The sequence below is a fragment of the Novipirellula sp. genome, assembly GCF_041583735.1.
Taxonomy (GTDB): Bacteria; Planctomycetota; Planctomycetia; order Pirellulales; family Pirellulaceae; genus Novipirellula.
On sequence record NZ_JBFHFD010000860.1, the window covers coordinates 1 to 3,057 of the forward strand.

At 54.4% G+C, this 3,057-nt stretch carries 2 protein-coding genes; both read left to right on the forward strand.

The features are described from left to right. A partial coding sequence (locus ABX962_RS33820; protein ID WP_372726077.1) for a CocE/NonD family hydrolase occupies positions 1–1,411 on the forward strand: 1,411 nt, incomplete at its 5' end. 39 nt (positions 1,412–1,450) lie between these two features. Next, positions 1,451–2,887, forward strand: coding sequence for a sulfatase (locus ABX962_RS33825; protein ID WP_372726078.1), 1,437 nt, complete (start codon positions 1,451–1,453; stop codon positions 2,885–2,887). Positions 2,888–3,057: the final 170 nt, after the last annotated feature.

The window sequence follows — 3,057 nt, forward strand, 5'->3', positions numbered from 1 at the left end:
CGTGATCCCTGTCGATGCGATGGCAAACATGGGCCGACAAAGCATCCGTAATGCCGGTGCCTTTGAACTGCGGTTTTGGAACTGGATATTTCTGAATGCCGGTCGCGGCAGTCGTGCGGGTAAGAATCCTGCTACCGCCGAAGTGCTACAAGAAATGGCGGACCAAAGATTTGCCTACCTCGAGAATCTGCCCACACGACGTGGGACGACACCACTGCGGCTTTCCCCTGAATACGAAGATTGGCTGATCTCGGCGATGGAACATGGACCCAACGACGAGTTTTGGGCCCAAAACAACATCGTCGATGCACCCGAAAAGTACAAAGACATTCCCGTCTATCTAGTGTCGGGTTGGTACGATTCATGGGGCGGGAACAACACCGCCACCTTTATGGCTCTGAATGCGGCGATCAAAGGTCCGGTCTATATGATCATGGGACCGTGGATCCATGGCAAGCAAACCGGTCACGCTCACGGGCAAGTCAACTTTGGCAAGGACGCCGCCATCAGCGATCAATGGGCGTGGCGAAAAGAATGGTACGATCACTGGATGAAAGGGATCGACAATTCGGTTGGCAAGGCGGATCCATTCAAGACTTCCGTACGAATCTTTGTGATGGGAACCGGTGACGGCAGCAAAGATGAGCAAGGCCGTTTGCAACACGGTGGATTTTGGCGTAACGAACTGGAATGGCCGCTGGCGAGAACCGAGTACACCGATTTCTACCTGCAGTCTGGCGGTGGATTGTCAACGACGATGCCACAAATCGAGCAGGCAACCACACAATACGACTTTGATCCGAAGAATCCAGTCCCTAATATCGGTGGCAATCTCTCCTCGAGTGACGACATCATGTTGCAAGGAGCATGGAACCAGAAAGGGGGACCTCATCTATGGAATTTCAAAGACCCCATCCCGCTGTCCGCTCGTGCCGATGTGCTTGTGTTTCAGAGCGAACCCCTTGAACAGGATGTCGAGGTCACCGGAGAAATCGAAGTGCGATTGTTCGCCTCGAGCTCGGCCATCGACACCGACTTCACCGCCAAGTTGGTCGACGTCTACCCTCCGTCAGCGGATTGGCCAGGCGGTTTTGATTTGAATATTGGTGACGGCATTGTGCGAGCCCGTTTTCGTGAGTCGCTGACCAAGGAAGTCATGATGACTCCGGGAGAAACATACGAATTCACGATTAAGTTGTACCCGACATCGAACGTGTTCAAAAAAGGACATCGAATTCGGGTCGACATTTCGAGTTCCAACTTTCCTCGTTTCGACGTGAATCCCAACACGGGTGAACCGCTCAACCGACATCGAAGGACCAAGGTTGCCACGCAAACCATTTACCACGATGCTACACGGCCGAGTCGGATCGTGTTGCCTGTGATCCCCGCTTCACCGTCTGCAGAGTAAAGACAGTAGTAAATAAATACAAAGGTTAGGTTATTGTTGATGAAATACTATGTTTTCTTGCTTGTCGGTTGTCTGTCATTTCCCGCGTTGATGGCTCGCGCGGCAGAGCGTCCGAACGTCCTGTTTATTGCGGCCGACGATCTTCGCAACGATCTGCGATGCTTGGGCAATTCCGAAGTGCTGACGCCGAACATCGATGCGTTGGCCGAGCAAGGCCGCCTGTTCACTCATGCCTATTGCCAACAAGCATTGTGTAACCCGTCGCGGGCGTCGCTGATGACGGGACTGCGTCCGGACACCCTTCAAATATGGGATTTGGGGACTCACTTTCGTGATCAAATGCCCGACGTCGTGACGCTGCCACAACACTTCATGAACCACGGCTACTTCACGCAAAACATTGGCAAGATCTATCACAATTGGGTTCATGATCTAAAAGGCGATCCGGCGTCCTGGAGCGTGCCTGCGGTGATGCACTTTGCCACGCATAGTTCGGACAAACCGATTGTCGATGGCGAGCTTCCACCGAATCTAGCCAAAGACATCAAGTGCGAATGCCGTGACGTTCCCGACGACGCCTACTTCGACGGCCGCATTGCATCGATGGCGATTGACGCGTTGCGAGAACGCAAAACGAGTGACAAACCGTTCTTTCTTGCGGTCGGTTTCTGGAAACCACACTCGCCCTTCAATGCGCCCAAAAAATATTGGGACATGTATGACCGCGATGCCTTGTCGCCGCCCCCGAATCCAGCGTGGCCCAAAGACGCGCCGCGTATCGCATGGCACAACAGCCAAGAAATCGTTGGGGGAAAGAACCCTCGCAAGCTCACCGATGACGCGGTGATGGAGATGCGACATGGCTACTTGGCCGCGATCAGCTATCTGGACGCGCAAGTGGGTCGCGTGCTCGACGAATTGGATGCATTGAAGATGCGTGACAATACAATCGTCGTGTTCTGGTCCGACCATGGTTTCCATCTAGGCGAGCAAACGTTGTGGGCCAAGACATCCAACTTCGAGCTCGATGCCGCCGTGCCAATGATCTTTTCGTCTCCCGAAATGCCGAATCGCGGCACCAAGACGGACTCGCTGGCCGAGTTGATCGATATGGCTCCTACGCTGACCGAGTTGGCCGGACTGCCCAAGATCGATGGCGTTGAAGGTGTCAGTCTGGTTCCCATTCTCGAGGATCCCGCCGCCATGGTGAAACAAGCCGCTTACACTCAGCATCCGCGTCCGGCGTATTACAAAGATGCCCCCGCGGTCATGGGCCGGTCGGTGCGGACCCCGCGATACCGCTACACCGAGTGGCGTGATTGGGAAACCAACAACATCGTCGCCTCGGAATTGTACGATCACGAAGTCGATCCACTTGAAACGGTCAACGTCGTCGCAGACCCCGCCAGCGCAGATGCCATCCAAGCATGCCAGCGACTGTATCGTAGGGGGTTTGAGCCATCCGGCAGCGAATAAACCGGTGGGTAGATTTTTTTGAGGTTGTCAGCCTGTACGACTATTACCTTGGGCATGCTGTGATTATTAGTTGCGCCGGTTTTCTGCCACCTCTCCCGAACGCAGTTTGGTAGAGGTCGAGCAGAGCCTTCAGCGATGCTCGGGTGAGGGCGACCGAGCAAGTTGAGTTC